Below are 21,824 nucleotides of genomic sequence, written 5' to 3'. Positions count from 1 at the left end.
CCGGAACTAGTTGACCACTACAATGCAGCTTGACTCAAACTAAAAAGTTTCCGGAAAAACCGGCCCGATTCAGATGACCTCTTCAGATTATCTTGGGTGAAACAAAAAATCGAAATCTCCTCAATTCCCAATTTTTTGCACTTCTTCGACTAACATAATTCCCGACCGAATCCCAAATCCATACCCGCATTCTTTGGTTAAGCCTTGCCTGACGACCCAGCCGGTGATTCCCATCTGGAATGAACCCAATAAGGTGAGGGATAGTGTTTCCAGGCATAAGCTTCGATGATTCCAAAAGACCACACCACATGATATCGAGGCGCTGCAAATCGCAGTCAGTACGATACAGCACATAATCACTTTGACATTGCGCTGCTCGGCAAAAACTTAGGGACCAAGCTCTATCATTTTTTAGAAACAGGGAAGATATAACACAAATACTTATCAGATAAAAACGGTCAAGTTATTGAATCAAGGCGAAGTGAATAAGTGGAGGAAGAGGAAAGTTTCACAATTTCGAAGATCCTCTAAGAATCATGCTTCTTTTCAGTTTTAATCTTCCATTTGATCGTCACAAAGGTGCCGATATAGGCGCCCATAAAAGCGGCTGCTATGTAAATTTTATTTTCAACGTAATTGGTCACAGTAAATGCGGTCACCAAGATGATCATCGCTGACCAGAAAGCTGCAGGATGAGCCCTTCTTTCTTCCACATCTATAAAATAGAGCGTCCAGCATACATCTGCGAGCGCCATCGCCACCATGATCAATAAAAATGTAACAATCGAGAATTCTGAAAAATCCATCTAAAACCTGAAAAGATAATAAAGGCCATTCGGCCAACCCGACCATTTTACCAGTAATGCTGATGATGTCTGTAGTCAATCGGAAAAATCGGCTTCGGATAAGTGCCATTGACAAATCCGATGACCTTGCCTTGGTAACGAGTTTGCCCCCGAATTGATAGGTGTCCGCCAGTCTCAGTGATTTCCAAGCTTCCGCCCAGTGAATGAGTAACAACCGGCAACGAAATTCCAAATACTTTAGTTGCCACAAAGGCGCTTGCTGCACTGCCGGTACCGCAGCTCAGCGTGACATCTTCGACTCCGACTTCAAATGTGCGCACGGCAATTCCTTCCTGATTACGCCACACGAAATTAATATTGACCCCTTCAGGATGTCCCACCCATGCACACAACGATTTATCTTCGCGCAGGGATTTCCCGAGTATGCGAGCGTGTTCCAGCGTGATTTCCGATCCTAAGACGACGACATGCGGAACCCCGGTAAATACATAATGCATATGGTCACTGATCTGATGATAATCGCGCGCCATACCCAGATCGACTTCGGTGAGATCATCGATCACGCTGACTTCTTTATAACCGTCTCCGGTAACGATCGAAAAGCTGTCACGCGTCACATAGGTATCCCGAAAATAACGAGTTGCACAGCGAAGCCCATTGCCGCACATGGTCTCTTCAGTGCCGTCGCAATCAAAGATTTTCATCGAAGGCATTTTTTGCAATTGATCGACATCGACGTACAGAATGCCATCTGTCTCATGCTGATTGGCCAAGGCCGTTGCAATCGCTGAGCGGTCAAATCCAGCCAGCGGTGTTTTCATTTCATCAACTACCAAAAAAGAATTACCACATCCATCCATTTTTGTCGCTTTAATTCTCATGATTGGCATGCCTCATGTTATTTTCATTCAATCAAACTGAAAGACCGACATTCCGCTTAAGGCCGGTATCCCATCCGCCGCGTAAGGTGAGCCTGAGCCACGCCGGGAATAAATTCATCCTGCACAATGCCCGTCAATGCAAAACCATTCCTCAGATAAAATCGCAAGCTTTCATTGGCATCGGCATCGGTCACAACGTTGAGGATTTTTCCACCTTGCTTTTCCATCTCCGTAAAAATGCTGTCCAACATTCGAGATCCGAATCCTTTGCCACGATGCTGAATGTCGACCGCCAACGTCAGCAGGTGATAAGTATCGACCGTTCTCCTGGCAACGGCATAACCAACGGGAAAGCCTTTTGACATCGCGCAAACGCCGAAACTCTTGCCATTCGAAATATCTTCAAATTCATCCTGAATGGCTGCTTGATACATGGTGCCAATATCCTGCAGCGCAATATTCATCAGATCGGGATATAAATCTTTGGAAATGGGAACAATCATGATGCCTAAACTCCCAGCAGGGTATAGGTACGATCCTGATGACAGATCGTGCCCGCACTGGATGCTTTAGTAACGGCCCTATTAGTCAGTTCTGCGAGCAACTCCGTTTTCCCGGTGAAACGATCTGAATAATGAGGTGAAAGGCGTTGCACTGCCGCCTGAACAATCAACGCGATCATATCGTTATGCTCAATCTGGGCGTGACGGCACATGGTCGTCAAATCAGCTTCGGTGGGATGCAAGCCTGGAATTACATTGGCTTCAAGAAAATACAATTGATCGTCGCGCTCCCGAAAATCCATGCGGTTGTAATCGCGCACCTCCAAAGATCCGTGCGCCGCAATCGCAATTTTTGCAAATTCTTTCGCCTTCTCAGTCCATGTAAGGTAGGTAATGTACGGATTTTCGATGTCCTTGACATGGGGATCACGCACATGAGGCTGACCAGGAATTTTAGAAAAGTCGATTTCCAGGATCGGCAATACATACTGACCGATCACACCAATCGTATACTCTTTACCTGGCAGAAACTCCTCGACTAGCGCAGCTTCATTGAATTGTGTATACACCAAACTCACTGCATATTCGAGTTCGGCGATGTCATGCACCTTGCTTTTCTGACTGATGCCGATACTGGTTCCTTCGCTGTAGGGTTTGACCATCAATGGAAATGACAAGTCGCCGAGTTTGTCCCCAGGTATCATAAGCTGAAACCGTGCAGTGGGTACGCCATCATAAGCAACGATCCGCTTGGCGGTTGCCTTGTCCATTTTATTGATGAATGTCTTAGGACTGCTGCCGGTGTAGGGAATGTGCAAATGTTCACAAAAAAAAGGAACAATTGCTTCGCGCAATTCCTTTTCTTCCAATCCTTCGGTGTTATTGAAAACTAGGTCGATATGAGCCTTGCGTTTGTCGAGCTGATAATAAATGTCTGGCCCTACATCAATTAACTCGACATCGGCACCGATACGTTCCAAAGCTGCGGTTACAGCATTGATTGTGTCAGGACCTTCAAATTCGCCAAAGCGTTCATCTTCCATCCATGGTTGCCTGACATTGCAGGTGTAAGCAATATTGAGCTTCTTCATTGGGGGAGGGTAATTGGCTGAGTATTGCTTACATAAACCAAAGTCAGGGGTGTGGAACTCATGTGAAACTGCATGCCTATTTAACCTAGAAGTTGCAATAACGAAGCGGCATCTGATTGGTTGACATCTTCAACGCAGAAATTAGTAATTTTTTTGATAGGGGTATCTAAATCTTTATTCACGCACCTGCCATTCAGTAGTTTCATATTCACCAGACCAATTAAGGATTTAAGTAAATATCTTATTCTAAATTAATAGCAGAAAAGAGTGCTTCAGGTTATTTCCGTGGATCGCGATCTCGTTCGATGAGTATTCGAAAAGATAAAATGTATTGTATGATCGACCCGCAACCCAGAGAAAACAATTAAGGAGTCAACATGATCATGAACAAGCGATTAACAATGATGTTGCTTTCAGGATGTATGCTAGGCAACGCGGCCATTTTGCACGCAGCACCGAGTTACACATTTACCGATCTTTCACCTGCTAGTTCTTTCGCTATAGCCAATGCCATCAATAACCACGACCAGATAGCGGGATATCAATCCATCCAGGTACCCCTTCCCGGCATTCCAGGGTCAACCGTATCGACATTTACGGCTACTCTGTGGAACGGAGCAACAGGATCGGCAACATTTCTAACGACCCCCGCTTTCGATCTCGGTTCAGTCGCCAATGATTTGAATGATGCCGGGCAAGTTGTTGGGTTTACTTCGGATCTTGCCGGAAAAACAGCTGCCATACGTTGGGAAAATGGCATAACCACGCCGCTGCCCTCAATGAATGCTTTTTACGCAAATCCTCTGAGTGTCAACACATCCGGTGAAATCGTTGGCATTATCGGTCCTGATGATAGCTCAAGATTCCTTGCACACTGGGACAAGAATCTAACCCCGACACTTCAAGGGTCCAGCGGTGGAGATTATGCCATCAACGATTCGGGGCAGATCGCCGGCAGTTTTGAATTCAGTCCGGGCAATTTCCAGGCTGGCATATCATTAAATGGCAACTTGACCGCGATCGGCACATTGGGCGCGTCTTCTGACACACCTTTGGATATCAACGATCAAGGCATGGTAGTGGGTTTCGGAGTCACCCCAAGCAATAATATGAGAGCATTTTTATATGATGGCGATACGCTGAGCGCTTTGCGAATGATCCCTGGCATTGGAGGTCAGACCTTCGCCAATGCCATCAATGAATTGGGACAAGTGGTAGGTTCTTCGGTTGCAGCAGGCGGTGCGTTTGAACATGCCACTTTATGGAATGGCTATCAGGTGTTCGACCTCAATGATTTTCTGGATGAGAGCAGCAAAAATGCCGGTTGGGTACTGACGGACGCATTGGACATCAATGATCAAGGCTGGATCGTGGGCGAGGCAGAAAATACGATTAGCGGAGAAAAACATGCTTTCTTATTTTCTTCAGATCATCCCATTCCGCCGGTTCCAGAATCACAAACCTATCTCATGCTGCTGGCCGGTTTGGCCTTACTCGGATTGAAGTTACAAAAAAAGCATCTCTTTTGATATGCAGCACCGCAAACAATTAGGCTTTTCACTACTGTTCCGCGAATATCGATATCTGAGACTGCTCGAAAAACTCCTGCATCGATCTGAATGCCTTGAATTCAGGCTCAAAATGTTCATTCTTTAACCCCATATTGAGTCTTTAGAGTTGATTTCAGTTGACCATCCCTGAAATCCTTTCAAGAACCGCTCAATGTCAATCAATAGCCTCGGTTTAGGTATGACAAGTTGCGGAAGATCAGCGAATCAAAGATCAAGTGCAAACATCGATCAACCTGTCTCGGTTTTAGTTTTACTTGACTGGGGCAGGCGCTACGCCGATTTTCGCTGTTTTGTCTGGATCAGATCAATTATGGATTCATCGATTTGATGCGCCGTAAGATCGTGGCGAGGTAAAGAAGAAACGGAGGAAAACTCAGACACGATGCCAATGACGCTGCGTATCGAGGCAGCGATTTCTTGCATGGTTTGACCAGCATCAGTAACCAGCTTGTTACCATTAGCAATCTTGAGTTCCGAATCGTTTACCAATTGTTTGATTTCACTAGCTGCTGCTGCAACACGCTGCGACAGAGTGCGTACCTCCCCAGCAACCACCGCAAACCCTCGCCCTTCGCTGCCGGCACGCGCGGCCTCAACAGCGGCATTGAGGGCGAGGATATTGGTTTGAAAAGTGATTTCATCAATAATAACAGTGATTTCCGAGATCTTGTTGGAAGATTGTTTGATTGAATCCATTGTCGTCATCACTTGCCCAACGACATTCACGCCCTTGTCAGTGATTGGCGCCATGCCATTGGCAACACGCATGATGTCATTCAAATTGTTATCGATGAAAATGGAGAGTTGATTGAAGGATTCAGCCAAAGACCGGCTAAATCCCTGTTTGTTATGTATATCCATTTTGAGATTGCAACCACTTTTGTTATTGGCTGCAGCATCGACGATGTCCTGAATTTCATTGACGATCCTGGTTAACGAATCGACCGTATTATTCACGTCATTCTTGGTTTTCCCAAAAACCCCAGGATAGTCTTCGGTGATTTTCTGACTCAAGTCGCCCGCCGCCAATGCATTGGTGACTCGTATTACATCATTCAATCCGACTTCAGTAGTTTGTGATAATTGATTGAGCAAGCCGCAAATCTTGTTGCCGAAACCCTTTTTATTGGACAAATCGATTTTTTTGCTGAAATCTCCTTGTACGGCTGCGTTGACTATGATTTCAATTTCTGTCACCAGACGAGATAGACTTTCTTGCATGGCAAGCATGGACGCCAGCATGCCCTCCGAACCGTTCTCATGTCCTCCAACCACGCTTGAACTTAAATCTCCCTGCGTTATCCGCTCTGCCAGGAAGGCTACCTTTGCCGCTTCGATTCCTTCGGTACGTAATTGCAATGCCAGATAAACCAGAATGATCGATTCGAAAACGACATAAGCGGCGTGCAACAATACGATGCCGAAATTCTCACCATGATGGAAAATCCAGACATCGAGCTGAGCCGCCTGAAGAAAATTACCCACCAAATGCTGAACCGCGATGAGCGCCGCACCAAAGACGATCGGCCGCCAGTCCCGGTAAGCCAATAGGAATGCCAGCACCGCAAATAAGCCGAAATGCATTTCGATCATGCCGTGGCTCACCTGGATTTGAATTGCAATTAGAACAATCAACGCGCTGGCCATCGTTAATCTTGACATCAACGTGCCTTTCATCGAACGCCAGATAACTGCAGAGATGATCAGTGTAGGAATGCCAATCGCCAGACTCAATACCAATTGATCATAAACCAGCCCGACGGCAATCGTGACCAATAATAAAAACGCCGCTGTGGCCATCATTACCCCATCAACCCGGGTGCGCATCGGTTTCAGCAATTCTTCGTGATTGTCTAGCATGTGCATATACGTTGCTCCGCTCTGTTGCAAAAAAGTCTTACAGAAAAAAGCCCATTCATTCTTAGCCACGTGGCTGCAGGACACATGCAGTAAGTTCAGATTTACTGCAGAAGAACATCCCTTATTACCATAGCGATAATTCTGAATGTAGGAAAAACGGCAATCACGACTATAAATTTAGGGGAATTTGAAAAGAAAAGAGTGCAGTCAGGAAGAGCTTAAGAAGACTAAAAAATCATTGATGCGATGCAAAAACATATTGAACCGGCTTCCACATTGCATGATCGGGCGGCGCAGCATTTTTCGAAGATTCTCTGGGTAAATGCTGATTGATCGGCACACGAGAATGAGTGGCAGGCGAGAAACGGAGCAACCGAAACCTATCAATAAGATAATTGAGAAAGCGAGGGCCACGCAACGAAACAAATCGCTCGCGCTGTCAATCGATCAGCGTTTCTCAAGCATTATTATTGATCAATTTCTCGCGCAGACGCAATGCCAGAAGATTCAACGCAATCGATGACTCACCCATAACGAAGCCGCAAACAGCAATACGGCCCCGCCCTGATGAGAAGCGGCCAATGGTACCGGAACCACATGTAGCAATGTCGCGATTCCCAGACTGATCTGGATGACCAGCATCAGTAAAAACAAATGACAAGCAAAACGGGTCGTACCCGACAATTCTGCCTGACGGGATTTGAACCAGAACAGGGGCACCAGAAATGCCAATGTCCAGGCAATCAAACGATGATCAAACTGCACGGTCGTGATGTTATCGAAAAAATTGCGATACCACGGATCCAACCCAAATAAATCAGGTGGAATGAGATATCCGTTCATCAGCGGGAAGGTATTATAAGCCAGGCCGGCACGTATGCCGGCAACGAAACCGCCTGACAAAACCATGATAAAAATGAGTGTCGAAAGGCTGAACGAAAATCGACGCAATTTTATTGTCGCTTCAGTGTCATGGGATTTTTCGCGCTCCGGTGATAGCAGATCCAGAGCCACCCAGAACATCGTAGCAAAAATAACGAATGCCAAGCCCAAGTGCGCAGTAAGACGGTACTGGCTCACATGAGGGTCATTGATCAATCCGCTCATGACCATATACCAGCCCATGAATCCCTGCAATCCGCCCAGGATGAAGATACCTGTCAATTTCAATCCCAAGGGTCGATTGATTTGTTTTTTCCACAGAAAATAAACGAACGGTACAAAAAACGCCAATCCAATCAAGCGTCCTAGAACGCGGTGAATATACTCCCACCAAAAAATCGATTTGAATTCATCGACGCTCATGCCCTTATTGACTTGCTGATACTGCGGTGTGGCACGGTATTTTTCGAGCAGAACATCCCAATCTGCTTGGGTAATCGGAGGCATCGTGCCGACGATCGGTTGCCACTCGACAATCGACAGCCCGGAATCAGTCAGCCGTGTAACACCCCCCACCACGACCATGGCAAATACCATGGCACAACAAATTAATAACCAGATAGCAATAGGTTTTTGCATAATCATTTACTGTGAATAATATTAAATACAATGGATCGTCATGAAGATGACATCATTTTGAACGCAGCAGCCGCTGCTTGGTGCGTTCCCATTCTTTCGTTTTCTCGGATTCCCGCTTGTCATGCTGTTTCTTGCCTTTGGCCAGGCCGATCTCCAACTTGATCCTGCCCGACTTATAGTGCATATCCAATGGCATCAGCGTATAGCCGGCTCGCTCAACCTTACCGATGAGCCGTGTGATTTGCTCGGCATGCAACATGAGCTTGCGCGTTCGGACTGGATCAGGATGGATATGCGTCGATGCTGTTTTAAGCGGACTGATATGCGATCCGATCAAGAATAATTCGCCGTTGCGGATGATCACATACGCTTCTTTGAGCTGAACCCGCCCTTCCCGAATCGCCTTGACTTCCCACCCTTCCAGTACGACGCCTGCCTCATATTTTTCCTCGATGAAATAATCGTGAAAGGCTTTTTTATTTTGTACTATACTCATAGAGGAACGAAAGCGGCGGGATTGACTAAACGTGAGGGCATTTTATCAGTTTTTCAGTTTTGCCTCATGAGTACGAGGTAATTTACATTTATGGCAGAAATAGAAAAATCAGTCTTGGTTGAATACTCAGCAGAGCAAATGTTTGCATTGGTGGATAATGTTGAGGAATATCCAAAATTCCTGCCTTGGTGCGGTGGCACGTCGGTGGATCCACAAGATGAAATAACGACGCATGCAACCGTCAAAATCGATTATCACCATATCCAGCACAGTTTCACCACCATCAATAAGCGCTTTTCTCCCGATCTGATCGAAATGAGCCTCCTGAATGGTCCATTTGAACATCTGGATGGGTATTGGCAATTCATCGCGCTGTCCGAGCATGCGTGCAAGATCAAATTCAGGCTTCACTACACATTTTCTCATAAAATCCTCGAGAAATTGGTGGGGCCGGTGTTTCACATGATTGCAAATAGTTTCGTTGAGTCTTTTATCGAACGCGCCGAAGTGATCTATGGCCCACCGCATGACCAGTAATGTTCACCGTTGAAATCGCCTACGCGCTGCCTGATCTGCAGATACTAAAAAAGATTACCGTGCAGGAAGGCTGTACGGTACACGAAGCCATCCTCATTTCTAATCTTCTCGATCAGTTTCCTGACATCGATTTAACAAAACGTAAAGTGGGTATCTTTGGAAAATTTGCACACCCTGATACACCCTTGCAGCCCAACGATCGGATTGAAATTTACCGGCCATTGATCATTGAGCCCAAAGATGCCCGCAGGCAACGTGCAAAAATCAAATTGCGCCAATATCAGACTTAAGAAGCATCGCCCGATTGTTTTGAATATACGTTCGCAATATCTATTCGATTGATCTAGACAGACCCGATTCAGTTGTATTACATTAATTAAGCACTTAGAGACAATTCAGCAATGTAGTTTCTGAATTCCTTGACACTTTAAAGACCGGGAGGGTTACATTTACAGGGTACACCCGACATTACATTGTCCCTGTTTATTTAAAAGCTTAATGAGCAGCTCAATAACAAAAACAATTCAAATTTTACTGATAGGGCCCAGCTGCATCGTGCAATTTGGTTTGGAAACGTTGATCAACCAGCAAAAACCAAAAATGGAGGTCATTGGCAACAGCACGAGCTGCACTGATGCGCTATCCGATGTCAAGCATTTGTCAGCGGATGTCATCGTGCTGGATCTCAATCATGATTCTGGAGAAGAAATGACAGCGGTACTGCATTTGATTTCTTCCACTACGGCCAAGGTGCTTTTCTTCAAGTGGTCCGATGACACTGAGATCTACGATAAAGCGATATTGGCGGGTGCCAAGGGTATCATCGAAAAAGAAGCAGGATTGGAGACCATTCTGAAAGCCATCGAAAAAATTCACGAAGGCCAAGTTTGGTTAAACCAGGGCACCATTGAGCGATTGATCAATCAATTGTCGCAACAAAAATTCAAATCTGGAGACATTCAAGCAAAATATGGCGTCGATAAGTTAACTCCCAAGGAAAAAAAGGTTTTTTTTACGATGATAGAAAATGTCGGTATACCGGCCAAAGTGGTCGCGTCCAAATTACACATCAGCGAAAGCACGTTGCGCAATCACTTGACGGCAATCTATGAGAAACTTGAAGTCAACAGCAGACTGGAATTGTGGAGTTATGTGCACAAGCACAAATTGAAGTAGAAACCCATCCCATCACGGGATCACTCAACACGTGCTCGTTTTTTTAACGCTATCTGGAGAAATTGATCAATGATATCCCCTACTGATGCGCAGGCGAAGAATGCTCCTGACCTTTCCGAATCATCGACCAAGCGAATCAATATCAAGATGCAACCCACCGAACATACTCATCAACTCATGTATTCGAATTTGACACATGTGCAAGGCGAACAGGGCGTAGTCATCATTGATTTTGGTTTTCTCGATCCGCAGACGATCAATGCGGTCAATCAGCTCGCCAGAACCGGCGAAAAAGTGCCGGAAACCATCAATGCGCGGATGTCATGCAGAATGGCGATCAGTATCGAGGCAGCTACTCATCTATATCAGCAGTTGAATCAATTGATGCAAAAAAAAGGCTGACACGCAGCAAGATGCAATACAACCTCGCCAAGTTCTCCTGAATTCATCATCACTGACAGACGGATAGCAAATGACACATGACAACAACGTTTCTGCTCAAACGATCACCAGTTCGCCTTCATCCCCTATATCGCACATCAAGATTTCGCTGCAGCAGAGCGAACAAACCGGGCAGCCGATATATGCAAACTTCACATCGCTGAGCCCGGGTCAGGGTGTCGTGATTGTCAATTTTGGCTTCATCGATTCGCAAGCAATTCGGGCGTTACAACATAACATCAAATCCGGCCAAAATCCGCCTGCTCAGATTGCTGCGAATATGTCCTGCAGGGTGGCGCTGAATTCAAATGCCATCCAGCAACTCGCTCAACAACTCGGGCAATTGCTGAACCTTCCAATAAATACACCAGCAAATATTGATCAAAAGAACCCGACCCAATCACCACAGGAGCAGCCGTCGAACAACGCCCCGCCAGAGAAAGCAGCAGAAGCACCAAATTCTTCAGGTGGATTCCGGTTTCCCTGGTCGAAAAAATAGTCCTAATAAAAAACCAATCAGAAGCATCCGCACCGGAGTCTTCTGATTGGTTGATATACACACCTTCAAAACGCTAGAAAACTTCTGTCAAACTCCTGCATTCGGCAGTTTCCCCAGAAGCCAGGTTCAAAAATTTCCTCAGTTACCTTTCCTTCCGAAAGCGATGGCCCTCAGGATGGGAATACATATTAGTCCAATCAATACGCCGATTGCCATCATTCCATAATTGCGGAAATTATTGTTGGTAAAAGTAGTAATTTGCCGCATTACTGCATTCGGTTCTGCTTTGTCCGATGCTTTGGGCAGATTCTCAGCCTGATAGGTATCGTTGATGTTATACGATGTTACCCCTGGAATACTGGGAATGTCGTCGCCCCCCTTGCCCACCACCAGTTGCGCTTTCATGCCTTTTTCCATGTGATGGGAAATATCGCAATGCACCAGAAAGGTATCATCGGATCCAGGGACGATGATCGTGCCCGAGACCGTTTTGGGTCCGGTTACTTCGAGATGAAACATGCCATATTTATATAAGTACTTGGGTAAGCCATGCATCATGAACTGATGACGAATATCGTCTTCATTGATAAAGTGCCAGGTTACTTTCGCGCACGGTTTGACATGCCATTGCTGCTGATCAAATGCGAAAGCTGTGCCTGGGAACTTGGCAGCATATTTCCTGCCGGCGCGCACGGTAATTTCGACCTCCTCGGAAATACTTTTACAGCTACTGGGCAGTTTATCCAAATTCTGTCCCATGATCATGGTACCTTCATGGTCCATGATGTGGTCATGATCCATATGATGATGATGATGAAGGTCGCCATGTTCAGTCGCCTGCGTATCATGTTGACTGTGATCGATACTATGATCATGGCCGTGATCGGCGGCGGCCCCATGCTCAGCCGCATGATCCACGGCCGAACCACTCTGCTGGCTCATGCTATGACCGCTATGGTCATGCTTATCCATGTCATGGCCGCTGTGATCGTGCTCATTCTGAGTCGCGGCATGACCGCTGTGATCATGATGATCGTGGGCATCTTTTTGCTTGTCCTGTTCCTGTGCCATTGCATGGCCGTTAACAACTAGCATACCGGCAAGCAGGAAAGTGAGTGTAGTCTTAGCCATTATTCATTGCTCCCTTTTGGGCTTTTCAGACGTGAGACGGTTGCGGTGATGCTTTGCTTAATACCTTCCCGCTTGGCGAAAATAAAATAGATCACCAACCCTATCAACAACCCATACAGCGCATTCAGTAGCGAAGTTTGCGTTGCCGGGTCCAATCCCATTTGCCCGGCAGGTGAACCAAGACTTGCCCATTCATCCAGATCCTGCCAAATGGGATATCTTCTTTCGTAATATTCCTTGGTGAAAAATTCACTCAGATCAATACCGAAGTGGCTGACCTTCGGCATGCCATGCTCGCCCAGATACGACTTATAGACGATCGAGCTCATGCTGCCGCCTTCTGCCATACCGTTCGTGGTAATTCCCTTCTCGCGATGATCATGAATCAACCAATCACCTTCGCCATAACTATGCTTTCCGTCATTGATGGTTTCCAGTTTCAGATCCAGTCGCTGCGCTGGAGCCATGTCAAAGACATCACGCATGATTTGCGCCATCGGGTTATGTTCGACGCCATCGTAATGAGTGATCGTGGCATGATGGCCATGGGTATGAACGGCGATCATTTCTCCGCCACTGTTCAACATGCGCAGCTTTATTTTCTGATCCGGCTCAACCACGATCAGGGATTCTCTCAATGTGTACGGAAACGACAAGCCGTTCAAAGTGTAGTAATCCTCGGTAGCATCGGTTATGTCATAGCGTTGATTCATATCACGGGCAATCAGGCGTGGATCATTGTATTTTTGAACCATATCGCTGAGCTCTTTATCCATGGCGTGGTAATGCAAATCATATTCCTGAGTGAATTGCTCACGCACTGCCACCGATGGATGCCGCACATGACCGGCGCCGATATTGAGGGTTTGCAGCCAGTTATTGGGTTTGTTTTCTTCAATCACGATCATGCCGGCCAGACCCATGGTCAAATGGGTGTGCGTCTGAACATGGCAATGGTAAAACATCGTGCCGGGCTGGCGCGGCTGGAACTGATAGACTCGTCGGCCGCCGGGCATCAGTTCAACCTCGCTGGTTTGCGGCACACCATCCTGGCCGCCGTGTTCGCCATGCGAAAATGGATGATCTACGCCATGCAAATGGATGCTGTGGGGAAAATAATGGGTATTTTCCAGTACGATTTGAACGATATCACCCACTTCAACGCGGATGACCGGAGAAGGCAGGCGCAACAATGGATTGGCTCTGACGCTCTCGAAGTTCTCCGTCGACATGCCACTGGTTTTTGGAGCGAAAACCCAAGCGCCCGGCTGAATGCCGGGTGCAATGTCAAATGTGGGAATAATGCCCGGGAAATCCGGGGATTTGCCGTTGAGCTCCATGATTTCAAGCTTGATAATGATACGATCAGGATCTCCATCGCCATCCAAATCATCCGTCTTGATGATGGCATCGGGAGAAAGACCGGTCTTCATCAGCGTGTCCATCGAGATATGATTAGTACCTTTGACTGCAGCCGCAATCCAGGCAGGATTATCCGGACTGCACCCAGGGGAGGCTTCAATTTTGACCCCTTCGATTTCCTGAGCTTCGCGCCATGCAGGTGAAATCTTCGGATCGCACATCGGTTCGGAAGTCAACGCGGCCCGATCGACTTTAATTGTCTCAGGCAACTTCGACGCTGCCTGCGCAGACACAGCGAACAGCATTGTGTATACGGTCAACAGGGCAATAACAATATGGTTAGGCATATTAACGCACCTTTAAAATTTATCTAAAAAATAACTCAAAATATGATTTTGATTAGATCAGCGAGTTTTTGTTGCGTTCTACATCTCTCTTCAATAACAACATCATCTCATAGGAAAAATCTATAGATACAAAAATACAGTCATCGGTATCTCTGCAGGTCGGTAAAATGATGAAAAATAATTTTCTCCACATGCTTACAACAATAGTATCCGGCTTATTATACCGAACCCTATTTCCATTTTGTGGTTTTTCCATGAGCGAATGAGATTTTCATGATCAACATAATGAGCATGTTATGAAACTTCTTGAACAACCTGTATGAGTGATCTCACATTTCCGCCAAGAACTATGCCAGCTCTGCAATCAGCCATCCGATTCCTCGGTTACATACTCGTCAGCGCGCATGTGCTGGCCTGTGGTCGCACCGCCCCGCCCGCACCCAGCGTTCCTGCGGATCAACCGCTTATGGTTACGATAATGAACGCAAAACCCATCAGTTTACCGGTAAGCCTGGAAACCATCGCACAAACTGAAGGAGCCAAAGAAATCGAAATACGGCCTCGGGTGGGTGGAATTCTGCTCAAACGCCTGTATGTCGAGGGCGCGGCAGTTAAAGCGGGAGATCCTCTGTTCTTGATTGATCCCGAGCCATTTCAACATGCGTTGGCGGAAGCCAAAGCCCAGTTCCAGGAACACACAGCTCGGGTAGTGCGCGCCAAAACCGAAGAAAACCGCCAACGCCAACTGCTTGCGAAAAACTTTGTCAGCCAAAGCGCTTATGATCAAGCCAAAGCCGACCTGGCAATTGCAGAAGCGGCCTTGCAAGCCGCCAAAGCACGGGTTCGGCAAGCGGAACTCAATCTCTCCTATACCACCGTTACAGCACCTGTGAGTGGAATTACCGGCCGTTCGTCGTTTTCCGAAGGCACCTTGGTGTCCGCAAATGCCAGTTTATTGACGTCGCTGATTCAATTGTCGCCAATCTGGGTGCGATTCAGTTTCTCGGACAATGAGCTGGCTCAACTGGGCGAGCATTTGAACGAGAAGAATGTGCATCGCGTGAGCTTGATTCTGCCGGATGCATCGGAATATCAACAAGAAGGTAAAATCAACTTTGCCGCCAGCGCCATCGATCCTGCATTAGGCACGCAACAATTGCGCGCCACGTTTGAAAACACCGATCAGCGGATTCTGCCGGGACAATTCGTGCGCATTCGGGTCACCGCCGGCAAACCGAGAAATGTCTATGTCATACCTCAGGTTGCCGTGATGACATCCGATTTTGGAAGATTCGTCTATCTCGTTGATGAGAACAATACCGCGATACAGCGGCCGGTTACCGTAGGCAACTGGATCGGCACGGATTGGATTATTCTCAACGGATTGAACCCGGGCGACCGCGTGGTGATCGATAACCTCATCAAATTGACACCGAGAAAAGCAGTTGAGCCCCAATCACCGGCAACGCTATTGCCGGTACCATGATTAACTCTTAATTGCCGCAGAAACTGCACTATGGCTCATTTTTTCATTGCACGGCCGATTCTGGCATCGGTTTTATCGATCATCATCGTTCTGGCCGGTTTGGCTGCCGCTTTGCAACTACCGATCGAACAATATCCGAAGATAACGCCTCCCACGGTTATCGTGACAGCGACATTTCCGGGTGCAAATGCGGAAACCATGATCAAAACCGTCGCCGCTCCGATCGAAGAGAAATTGAGCGCCATCGAAAGTCTGCTGTATTACAGCTCGAGCGCTGACTCGAGCGGCCGGTTAACGATCACCATCACGTTCGAGATCGGCACAGATATCGACCGTGCCACCTTCAATGTCAGTAATGAAGTCAATAGCGCAGTGGCTCGCTTACCCGATGAAGTGCGGCGAACCGGCATCACCGTGCAAAAACGATCGAACGATCTGTTGCTGGTCTTTGCAGTCACCTCGGACGATCCGAAACACACCCAGCTTTTCATCAGTAATTTCATTACCAATAATCTTCTGGATGACCTCAGGCGCGCACCGGGCGTCGGTGAAGCGCGAATTTTCGGCGCTCAGGATTATTCCATGCGAATTTGGTTGCGGCCTGACAGAATGGCTCAGCTTGGCGTTACCACCAGTGACGTCACCAATGCGATTCGAGCGCAGAATGCGCAACCTGCAGTGGGAAAAATAGGCCAGGAACCGGCACTGGCCGATCAGCAACTGGTCTATACCGTCACCGCCAAGGGCCGGCTGCTGGAGCCCGAAGAATTCGAGCGCATCATTCTGCGATCGAATGGGCCCAGCGGCGTACTCTACCTCAAGGATGTCGCACGCATCGAACTGGGCGCCCAGGATTATTCCACTCGCACATTACTGAATGGCGAGCCCGGACTGGGCATCGGCATTTTCTTGCGAACCGGAGCAAATGCGCTGGATACGGCCGATGCCATCAAGCAAAAAATGCGAGAACTGGAGCACTTTTTTCCAGAAGGTATGCAGTACGTCATTTCCTATGACACCAGCGTATTCGTCAAGGCCTCGATTTTGGAAGTCGTGAAAACACTTGGAGAAGCGATGCTTCTGGTCGTTCTGGTCGTGTATCTATTTCTGCAAAGCTGGCGCGCTACGCTGATTCCCATCATCGCCATTCCGATTTCGTTGATTGGCACCTTTGCCGGATTATGGCTGCTGGGTTATTCGATCAATACGCTGACGTTGTTCGCGATGGTGCTCTCCATCGGCATTGTCGTCGATGATGCGATCGTTGTGCTGGAAAATATCGAGCGCCTCATGTCGCACGAAAAGCTCTCGCCAACGGATGCCGCGATCAAGGCCATGCAACAAGTATCCAGCGCCGTTGTGGCGATGACCATGGTACTGGCCGCGGTTTTCATTCCGGTAGCGTTTCTCGGTGGCATTGCCGGAGCGCTTTACCAGCAATTCGCAGTCACGGTCGCAGTGGCCGCCATTATTTCAGGTATCGTGGCGCTCACGCTGACACCAACCCTGTGCGCCATGTTACTCAGTCCCGCACATCAGCACTCGGTGTTTTTCACGTGGTTCAATGCACATTTTGAGCGCATCCGCAGATTCTATGTCCGATTGGTCGGCACCAGCCTGCGGCATGGCGCAAGAAGTGCAGCGATATTCGTCGTCATGTTGGGCGGCCTGGTCTATTTGGCGAGCCATATTCCAAACAGCCTGGTACCGCCGGAAGATCAGGGTTACGTCCTCGCGGCGGTCATATTACCCGATGGCGCGACATTGGCACGCACTATCAAAACTGCCGACGCCATCACCCGTGAAATGGCCAAGGAATCCGCACTAACCTATCAATTTGCCGTCAATGGACTCGATTTCATCGGCGGTGGCAATAAAACCAATGTTTCAACACTATTCGTGCGCATGAAGGACTGGTCGGAACGCACCACAACCTCAACCGACGTCGTCAATAAACTCTTCTTGCTCGGCTCGCAACAGCCCGATGGCATGGCGATTGCGTTCAATCCAGCACCGATACGCGGATTAGGCAGTACCGGAGGTTTCGAATTTTATGTGCAAAGCCGTATCAATTCGGATGTCACGCAATTGGCCGGCGTCGTCGGGGAATTGGTGCAAACCTTGAAAAACGAACCCAAGCTTGCCACGGTCAACTCTTTCTTGCGCTCATCGGTACCGCAATATTTCATCGAAATCGATGAGGCCAAAGCTATTTCTCAAGGCGTATCCGTTTCAGACATTTATGCCACGCTGCAAAGCACGATGGGATCGTTTTACGTGAATGACTTCAATCGTTCCGGACGCACCTATCGGGTGCAGTTGCAAGCGGAAGCAGCGTATCGGATGAAGGCCGAAGACCTCGGAAAAGTCTACGTTCGTTCAGACTCCGGCGTCATGATCCCACTGTCGGCTTTGAGCACGGTCAAGGATATTGTGGGCGCAGAGCAACTGGATCGTTTCAATGGATTACTGGCTGCGAAAATTGTCGGTAGCGGCGCCAGCGGCGTCAGTTCAGGCGAAGCCATCGCAGTGATTGAACAGATTGCCGCCGATACCCTGCCGGAAGGGTATCAGATTGCGTGGACAGGGACTGCATTCCAGGAAAAACGAATGGGATCCGCGGCGATTTTTGCATTCAGCCTCGCGATTGTGATGGTTTTCCTGATCCTCGCAGCTCAATTTGAAACCTGGGCATTGCCCTTGGCCGTCATCATGGCGATTCCCTTTGCGATGGTGGGCGCATTGTCGGCCATTTTGCTGCGCGACATGCCGAATGACGTCTATTTCCAGATTGGCATGGTCACACTCATTGGGCTCACGGCTAAGAATGCCATCCTATTAGTCGAATTTGCCAGCCAAACAATGAAGGGAGGTGCGGGAATGGCGCAAGCTGCGCTACAGTCTGCACAGTTGCGTTTCCGGCCTATCGTCATGACTTCCATGGCATTCATTCTAGGCGTGGTTCCATTGGTCATCGCAACGGGAGCAGGTTCCGCTGCCCGGCAATCGATGGGAACGGGGGTGTTTGGCGGAATGATCATGGCGACGACGATTGCCACCATCTTTGTGCCCTTATTCTTTTCTTGGCTGGTGAGAAAGCGGTCGGCTGCGCCCTCTTCCGTCCAACTCGCCAACGGTCGGCATAAGTCAGAATAATTAGTCGAATGAGAAATTCAGCTACAATCTCATCCATGAGTGCACCTAAAACAAAAACACGACACCCCGCTCAGAAAAAATTGGGCGATGTCAATATCATTCTGGTTGGTATGATGGGTGCTGGAAAAACCACCATCGGCAGAACATTGGCCAGCAACCTCGGAAAAGAATTCATTGATTCAGATCATGAAATTCAGGAACGTACCGGGGTTAAAATTCCAGTCATTTTTGAGATCGAAGGCGAAGCAGGTTTTCGCAAACGAGAATCCGAGGTACTGGCTGAATTGGTCAAGAAAAACAACATTATTTTGGCCACGGGCGGTGGCGCTGTGCTGAGTCAGGAAAATCGCCTGCTGCTGAGAGAACATGGCATGGTCATTTACCTGCGCGCATCGGTGCATGATTTGCACCGGCGTACCCGCCACGATAAAAACCGCCCATTGCTTCAAACAGATAATTTATTTGAGCGACTGAATGAACTTTATATCCAACGGGATGCTCACTACCGGGAAACCGCGCACGTCATCATCGACAGCGGAAAACAAGGGGTGCGCCAATTAATACAAAAACTCATCAATAAGTTAATATCGATTGATCTCGATTCTCTCAAACAAACTAATAATCAATATACTATGCACACCCTTTCGGTAGATTTCACTCCGTCTTCGGAAAAACGCAGCTATCCGATCCATATTGGGCACGGTATCTTGGAGCGCGTTGAATTGATCATCGCTTGCCTGCCGCAAAAACGCGTTGCCATCGTGAGCAATACCACCGTGGCCTCGCTTTATCTGGAAAAATTGCGTACTGCGCTGGAGAAACGTGCCGTGGCGTCCATACCCATCATCATTCCCGATGGCGAAATCCACAAGAACTGGATGACCTTGAATGTCATTTACGATGCGCTGCTGAAGAACCATTGTGAGCGCAATACCGCCATACTGGCATTGGGAGGCGGCGTCGTAGGGGATTTGGCTGGCTTCGCAGCGGCCACCTATCTACGTGGAGTGCCCTTCATACAAATACCGACCACCTTGCTCGCCCAGGTTGATTCGTCGGTGGGGGGGAAAACCGGTATCAATCATGAACTGGGCAAGAACATGATAGGCGCATTCTATCAACCCCGTATGGTACTGACCGATAGCGCAACGTTGGATACGCTGCCGGATCGCGAGTTTCGCGCCGGCCTGGCAGAAATCATCAAGTACGGATTGATCCGCGACCCGGCCTTCTTCGATTGGCTGGAACAAAATATGCGCCGGCTCCTCACACGCGACCCGATCATTTTGAATGAGGCTATCCAGCGCAGTTGTGAAAACAAGGCCGAAATCGTGGCTGCGGATGAAAGAGAAAAAGGAATACGTGCCTTGCTGAATCTCGGCCATACATTTGGCCATGCGATTGAGAATGGCATGGGATATGGCGTCTGGTTGCATGGCGAAGCGGTGGCGGCAGGTACTGTGTTGGCTGCAGAATTATCGCGCCGCATGAAACTCATCAGTGAAGCGGATGTAAACCGCATTCGCAAAATTTTTACGCAAGCTGGACTGCCGGTGACAGCGCCGAAAATGCCGGCAGAGAAATATTTGCAGTTGATGACGCTCGATAAAAAGGTGGATGCCGGAAAGACGCGCTTCATCGTGCTTAACCGCATAGGCGAAGCGATGATGCGGGCAGATATTCCGCCTGCTTTGCTGAACGACACGATACTTGCTTGCATGGCCGATGAGTGACCTGGCAAATTTTGCAGTATCGTCCACAAATTCACGCGGACGCAAAATTCGTGAAGCCCCTCCGACGACGCGCAGCGAGTTTCAACGCGACCGTGACCGCATCATCCATTCGGCAGCTTTCCGACGGCTAGAGTACAAGACTCAGGTATTCGTCAACCATGAAGGCGATCTGTTTCGCACGCGCCTGACGCATAGCCTGGAAGTCGCGCAAATTGGCCGTTCGATCGCAAGAACGCTGCGCTTGAATGAAGATTTGGTGGAAGCGATCTCGCTGTCGCATGATCTCGGCCATACGCCCTTCGGACATGCCGGTCAGGATGCATTGAACGACTGCATGAAGGACTATGGCGGCTTTGAACATAATCTGCAATCGCTGCGCGTGGTTGACGTTTTGGAAGAACGTTACGCGGATTTCAACGGCTTGAATTTATGCTATGAAACTCGCCAGGGTATCATCAAGCATGCCGCCAAAAAGAACCTGCCCAAGCTGGGGGAAATCGGCGAGCGTTTTCTGAAGAATCAGAGACCTTCCCTGGAAGCGCAGTTAGCGAATTTTTCGGATGAAATTGCCTACAACAATCACGATATCGATGATGGCCTGCGCTCGGGCCTGATCACGCTGCAACAATTAGAAAATGTGTCTATTTTTTCCCGACATTTGGCCGGCGTCAAAAATAAATACCCGGCGCTGTGTGAACGGCGCATGAAATATGAAACCATACGCAGCATGATCAATACGCTCGTGACCGATCTCGTTCAACAAAGCACTCATAACATCAACGAATCTGGTGTCGATAGCCTTGCCGCGATTCATGCTGCGCCGCCTCTGATCGGTTTCAGTCCACACATCAGGCAGGAACAGCAGGAATTGAAGAAATTTTTGTACGACAATCTTTACCGGCACTACCGGGTTGTGCGCATGAGCAATAAGGCCCAGCATACCATCCAGCAATTATTTTCAGCCTTCAGCTCCGAAACTCGCCTGTTGCCAACCGAATATCAGAAAAAATTCGATCTGGAAGGCCACCAAGTCATTGCCGATTATATTGCCGGTATGACCGATCGATACGCCATCAAGGAATACCAGCGTCTGTTTACAATTGCGGAAAACTAACCACGTCGACTTCATCAAACCTCACATGATGAATGATACTTCGATCGGTGATCAGCGCAGTTCAAGCGATATACGCAGCCGTCATTCGCTGGTAATATTGGGGACTGGTGAAA

Annotated in this window: 19 protein-coding genes and 1 pseudogene; 11 read left to right on the top strand and 9 right to left on the bottom strand. The window is 48.1% G+C overall.

What is annotated here, in order from left to right:
• Positions 1 to 527 precede the first annotated feature (527 nt).
• From ABF87_RS03385 to ABF87_RS03370, 4 genes are read right to left on the bottom strand one after another with little or no spacing between them, the layout of a single operon-like run.
• Positions 528 to 806: a hypothetical protein gene (locus ABF87_RS03385; RefSeq protein ID WP_160827724.1), complete on the bottom strand. Its 279-nt coding sequence runs from the start codon at positions 804 to 806 to the stop codon at positions 528 to 530.
• Between the two features lie 47 nt (positions 807 to 853).
• Positions 854 to 1,687, bottom strand: a complete 834-nt coding sequence (gene dapF / locus ABF87_RS03380; RefSeq protein ID WP_160827723.1) for a diaminopimelate epimerase — start codon at positions 1,685 to 1,687, stop codon at positions 854 to 856.
• A gap of 56 nt (positions 1,688 to 1,743) precedes the next feature.
• Positions 1,744 to 2,190: a GNAT family N-acetyltransferase gene (locus ABF87_RS03375; protein ID WP_160827722.1), complete on the bottom strand. Its 447-nt coding sequence runs from the start codon at positions 2,188 to 2,190 to the stop codon at positions 1,744 to 1,746.
• Between the two features lie 5 nt (positions 2,191 to 2,195).
• A complete protein-coding gene (locus tag ABF87_RS03370; protein WP_160827721.1) occupies positions 2,196 to 3,281 on the bottom strand; it encodes a hypothetical protein in 1,086 nt (361 codons plus the stop codon).
• 383 nt (positions 3,282 to 3,664) lie between these two features.
• Here ABF87_RS03370 and ABF87_RS03365 point away from each other — a divergent pair, with 383 nt between their 5' ends.
• Entirely contained in the window at positions 3,665 to 4,810 is a 1,146-nt protein-coding gene (locus ABF87_RS03365) for a hypothetical protein (RefSeq protein WP_160827720.1), read from the top strand.
• A 312-nt stretch (positions 4,811 to 5,122) separates the two neighbouring features.
• Here ABF87_RS03365 and ABF87_RS03360 read toward each other — a convergent pair whose 3' ends face one another.
• From ABF87_RS03360 to smpB, 3 genes are all read right to left on the bottom strand, one after another.
• A complete protein-coding gene (locus ABF87_RS03360) occupies positions 5,123 to 6,712 on the bottom strand; it encodes a methyl-accepting chemotaxis protein (RefSeq protein WP_240143501.1) in 1,590 nt (529 codons plus the stop codon).
• A 507-nt stretch (positions 6,713 to 7,219) separates the two neighbouring features.
• Positions 7,220 to 8,233: a COX15/CtaA family protein gene (locus tag ABF87_RS03355; protein ID WP_160827718.1), complete on the bottom strand. Its 1,014-nt coding sequence runs from the start codon at positions 8,231 to 8,233 to the stop codon at positions 7,220 to 7,222.
• A gap of 52 nt (positions 8,234 to 8,285) precedes the next feature.
• Positions 8,286 to 8,729 (bottom strand): SsrA-binding protein SmpB, encoded by a 444-nt coding sequence (gene smpB / locus ABF87_RS03350; protein ID WP_160827717.1) that lies wholly within the window; start codon positions 8,727 to 8,729, stop codon positions 8,286 to 8,288.
• A gap of 90 nt (positions 8,730 to 8,819) precedes the next feature.
• Between smpB and ABF87_RS03345 the strand changes: the two genes are divergently transcribed.
• The 5 genes from ABF87_RS03345 (at position 8,820) to ABF87_RS03325 (ending at position 11,382) form a co-directional block, all read left to right on the top strand.
• The gene (locus ABF87_RS03345) at positions 8,820 to 9,266 is read left to right on the top strand and encodes a type II toxin-antitoxin system RatA family toxin (RefSeq protein WP_160827716.1); all 447 of its coding nucleotides are present in this window, start codon (positions 8,820 to 8,822) and stop codon (positions 9,264 to 9,266) included.
• Positions 9,266 to 9,556 (top strand): RnfH family protein, encoded by a 291-nt coding sequence (locus tag ABF87_RS03340; protein WP_160827715.1) that lies wholly within the window; start codon positions 9,266 to 9,268, stop codon positions 9,554 to 9,556. The genes ABF87_RS03345 and ABF87_RS03340 overlap by 1 nt, the downstream gene beginning before the upstream one ends.
• 265 nt (positions 9,557 to 9,821) lie before the next feature.
• Positions 9,822 to 10,442, top strand: coding sequence for a response regulator transcription factor (locus tag ABF87_RS03335; RefSeq protein ID WP_160827714.1), 621 nt, complete (start codon positions 9,822 to 9,824; stop codon positions 10,440 to 10,442).
• 69 nt (positions 10,443 to 10,511) lie between these two features.
• The gene (locus ABF87_RS03330; RefSeq protein ID WP_160827713.1) at positions 10,512 to 10,844 is read left to right on the top strand and encodes a hypothetical protein; all 333 of its coding nucleotides are present in this window, start codon (positions 10,512 to 10,514) and stop codon (positions 10,842 to 10,844) included.
• A gap of 70 nt (positions 10,845 to 10,914) precedes the next feature.
• Positions 10,915 to 11,382 (top strand): hypothetical protein, encoded by a 468-nt coding sequence (locus ABF87_RS03325; protein ID WP_160827712.1) that lies wholly within the window; start codon positions 10,915 to 10,917, stop codon positions 11,380 to 11,382.
• Positions 11,383 to 11,520: 138 nt separating this feature from the next.
• Here the strand turns inward: ABF87_RS03325 and ABF87_RS03320 are convergent, their stop codons facing one another.
• On the bottom strand, positions 11,521 to 12,513 hold the full coding sequence (locus tag ABF87_RS03320) for a copper oxidase (protein WP_160827711.1): 993 nt from the start codon (positions 12,511 to 12,513) through the stop codon (positions 11,521 to 11,523).
• A complete protein-coding gene (locus tag ABF87_RS03315) occupies positions 12,513 to 14,222 on the bottom strand; it encodes a multicopper oxidase domain-containing protein (protein WP_160827710.1) in 1,710 nt (569 codons plus the stop codon). Before ABF87_RS03315 ends, ABF87_RS03320 begins: the two co-directional genes overlap by 1 nt.
• A gap of 319 nt (positions 14,223 to 14,541) precedes the next feature.
• Between ABF87_RS03315 and ABF87_RS03310 the strand changes: the two genes are divergently transcribed.
• The 5 genes and pseudogenes from ABF87_RS03310 to ABF87_RS03295 all read left to right on the top strand — a co-directional run bounded on the left by ABF87_RS03310 (position 14,542) and on the right by ABF87_RS03295 (position 21,711).
• Positions 14,542 to 15,708 carry an efflux RND transporter periplasmic adaptor subunit gene (locus ABF87_RS03310; RefSeq protein ID WP_160827709.1) on the top strand — a complete coding sequence of 389 codons (1,167 nt, stop codon included), beginning with the start codon at positions 14,542 to 14,544 and terminating at the stop codon, positions 15,706 to 15,708.
• A gap of 30 nt (positions 15,709 to 15,738) precedes the next feature.
• Positions 15,739 to 18,864 carry a multidrug efflux RND transporter permease subunit gene (locus ABF87_RS03305; protein ID WP_160827708.1) on the top strand — a complete coding sequence of 1,042 codons (3,126 nt, stop codon included), beginning with the start codon at positions 15,739 to 15,741 and terminating at the stop codon, positions 18,862 to 18,864.
• A gap of 8 nt (positions 18,865 to 18,872) precedes the next feature.
• A pseudogene (locus tag ABF87_RS14930) lies at positions 18,873 to 19,436 on the top strand (shikimate kinase); the annotation flags it as partial.
• Between the two features lie 60 nt (positions 19,437 to 19,496).
• On the top strand, positions 19,497 to 20,597 hold the full coding sequence (aroB, locus tag ABF87_RS14925) for a 3-dehydroquinate synthase (protein WP_240143503.1): 1,101 nt from the start codon (positions 19,497 to 19,499) through the stop codon (positions 20,595 to 20,597).
• Positions 20,590 to 21,711: a deoxyguanosinetriphosphate triphosphohydrolase gene (locus ABF87_RS03295; RefSeq protein WP_160827706.1), complete on the top strand. Its 1,122-nt coding sequence runs from the start codon at positions 20,590 to 20,592 to the stop codon at positions 21,709 to 21,711. Before aroB ends, ABF87_RS03295 begins: the two co-directional genes overlap by 8 nt.
• Positions 21,712 to 21,824 lie beyond the last annotated feature (113 nt).

The sequence above is a fragment of the Nitrosomonas sp. JL21 genome, assembly GCF_009833095.1.
In the GTDB taxonomy this organism is placed as follows: Bacteria; Pseudomonadota; Gammaproteobacteria; order Burkholderiales; family Nitrosomonadaceae; genus Nitrosomonas.
The sequence above is the reverse complement of the archived record's forward strand: the minus strand, read 5'-3'. Positions and strand labels throughout refer to the sequence as shown.

Coding starts and splice junctions, on each gene's coding strand:
- ABF87_RS03385 (WP_160827724.1), bottom strand. CDS start 806: ATGGATTTTTCAGAATTCTCGATTGTTACATTTTTATTGATCATGGTG.
- dapF (WP_160827723.1), bottom strand. CDS start 1,687: ATGAGAATTAAAGCGACAAAAATGGATGGATGTGGTAATTCTTTTTTG.
- ABF87_RS03375 (WP_160827722.1), bottom strand. CDS start 2,190: ATGATTGTTCCCATTTCCAAAGATTTATATCCCGATCTGATGAATATT.
- ABF87_RS03370 (WP_160827721.1), bottom strand. CDS start 3,281: ATGAAGAAGCTCAATATTGCTTACACCTGCAATGTCAGGCAACCATGG.
- ABF87_RS03365 (WP_160827720.1), top strand. CDS start 3,665: ATGAACAAGCGATTAACAATGATGTTGCTTTCAGGATGTATGCTAGGC.
- ABF87_RS03360 (WP_240143501.1), bottom strand. CDS start 6,712: ATGCTAGACAATCACGAAGAATTGCTGAAACCGATGCGCACCCGGGTT.
- ABF87_RS03355 (WP_160827718.1), bottom strand. CDS start 8,233: ATGCAAAAACCTATTGCTATCTGGTTATTAATTTGTTGTGCCATGGTA.
- smpB (WP_160827717.1), bottom strand. CDS start 8,729: ATGAGTATAGTACAAAATAAAAAAGCCTTTCACGATTATTTCATCGAG.
- ABF87_RS03345 (WP_160827716.1), top strand. CDS start 8,820: ATGGCAGAAATAGAAAAATCAGTCTTGGTTGAATACTCAGCAGAGCAA.
- ABF87_RS03340 (WP_160827715.1), top strand. CDS start 9,266: ATGTTCACCGTTGAAATCGCCTACGCGCTGCCTGATCTGCAGATACTA.
- ABF87_RS03330 (WP_160827713.1), top strand. CDS start 10,512: ATGATATCCCCTACTGATGCGCAGGCGAAGAATGCTCCTGACCTTTCC.
- ABF87_RS03325 (WP_160827712.1), top strand. CDS start 10,915: ATGACACATGACAACAACGTTTCTGCTCAAACGATCACCAGTTCGCCT.
- ABF87_RS03320 (WP_160827711.1), bottom strand. CDS start 12,513: ATGGCTAAGACTACACTCACTTTCCTGCTTGCCGGTATGCTAGTTGTT.
- ABF87_RS03315 (WP_160827710.1), bottom strand. CDS start 14,222: ATGCCTAACCATATTGTTATTGCCCTGTTGACCGTATACACAATGCTG.
- ABF87_RS03310 (WP_160827709.1), top strand. CDS start 14,542: ATGAGTGATCTCACATTTCCGCCAAGAACTATGCCAGCTCTGCAATCA.
- ABF87_RS03305 (WP_160827708.1), top strand. CDS start 15,739: ATGGCTCATTTTTTCATTGCACGGCCGATTCTGGCATCGGTTTTATCG.
- aroB (WP_240143503.1), top strand. CDS start 19,497: ATGCACACCCTTTCGGTAGATTTCACTCCGTCTTCGGAAAAACGCAGC.
- ABF87_RS03295 (WP_160827706.1), top strand. CDS start 20,590: ATGAGTGACCTGGCAAATTTTGCAGTATCGTCCACAAATTCACGCGGA.